Origin of the sequence: Salinimicrobium maris (genome assembly GCF_049680855.1) — a bacterium.
Lineage (GTDB): Bacteria > Bacteroidota > Bacteroidia > Flavobacteriales > Flavobacteriaceae > Salinimicrobium.
Genome location: NZ_JBMPGS010000013.1, coordinates 1 through 1418, shown reverse-complemented (window position 1 = coordinate 1418; position 1418 = coordinate 1). Strand labels below are relative to the sequence as shown.

General features: G+C 41.5%; 1 protein-coding gene. It reads right to left on the bottom strand.

The genetic code is table 11. From position 1 onward, the window contains the following. Nucleotides 1–303: 303 nt before the first annotated feature. Entirely contained in the window at nt 304–1359 is a 1056-nt protein-coding gene (locus ACOV1Q_RS15840) for an IS110 family RNA-guided transposase (RefSeq protein ID WP_424495378.1), read from the bottom strand. Nucleotides 1360–1418: the final 59 nt, after the last annotated feature.

Genomic DNA, 1418 nt, shown 5'->3' with positions numbered 1-1418 from the left:
TCCTATGAAAAGCAATAATCGGCTTTCTCAAATTTAATATTTTATTTTTTCTTTACTTCATTCCGCTAAAATTTTAGAGCATTGAATTTTTGATGAAGCTCTGCTTCAGTAGAAATTCAATGCAAAAAATAACCCGCTCAGCATCCTATATGTGGTCACTTCTATTGAGCGCCACCAGCATCATTATGATTGGTTAAATAAGCCCATCCACTGGCTAAAAAATGTGATCCACAATGGCCACCTACGTTGTTTTGTGGTATGGGCTTTTAATATTTTGAGCTTGGTCATTAAGTTAGTATTTATTTAAGCTACAACTCCAACTTCATAAGGAATTTTTGTTTTTATCACTGCCAGTGTCCGGCTGAGTAATTTATGAGCAACTTTAACTATTATTTTCTTGACATCTTTGCCCAGGTGCTGGCGGTAATAAGCCTGCATCACAGGATCAGTTCTAATGGCCTGCCAGGCAGCTTCCACAAAATAAGAGCGGATAAGCCTGTGGCACCTTGGGTTCATTCCCATAGATTTTGAATTAGCCCCGCTTTGATAAATATTGGGAGCCAGTCCTACATACCCGGCAAGATGCTTAAGGCTGCTGAAACGCCTTAGATCACCCAGTTCAGCAATAATGCCCACTGCTACAATTCCTCCAATTCCGGGAATACTTCTTAACAGGTAATAATCTTGTTTGAAGTGTTTACGGCAATAGGCTCTCAGTTTACTTGAAACATCACGAAGCTCTTTATCTGTGAAACGAAAATCACGCATCTTACTGGCCAAAGATTCCCTGGCAGTACCATAGACAAACTCCTGGCTATCCACCCAATGACGGAAATCGTGACTCCAGTGATCATTGTCAAACTCCGGCGGAACCTTGACACCATAATAGAGCAACTGCATTTTAATAAGGGATTTGATACGCCGCAAATCCTTCACCAGATCATTACGGCGACGGAACAGACTTCGTAGTTCTTCACGTTCAATATCCGGGACAATAATGCTTTCGAGCCTTCCGTCTTTGAGTTCCCGGCTAATGAGCTGAGCATCGATTCGGTCGGTTTTGGTATATCGTTCTTTTCCTTTTCGTTGAATATCGGCAGGGTTTACTACCAGGGATCTCCAGCCAAAACTTTCGAAGCTGCGATGGGCTGAATAACCACAACAGCCGGCTTCATAGGCAGTAGATACTTCGTAGCCCGGAAAATGTTTTTGAACATACTCCCGCAATTTATCAGGATCTGGAGGCATAGAGAAGGATTTACCTGCAAAAAGATCTGTGTTGCAGTGTATTTTCCAGCTTCTCTTGTGGATGTCAATTCCAATGAATAGCTTTGGTAAGGCAGTAACTCGGGTTTCCATATCTTTAGAGTTTTGGTGAATTTTAAAGATACTCGATTACTGCTTTTTCATTGATGCTA

Excerpts from the sequence above, each read along its gene's own strand:
- ACOV1Q_RS15840 (WP_424495378.1), bottom strand. The coding sequence starts at position 1,359 with ATGGAAACCCGAGTTACTGCCTTACCAAAGCTATTCATTGGAATTGAC.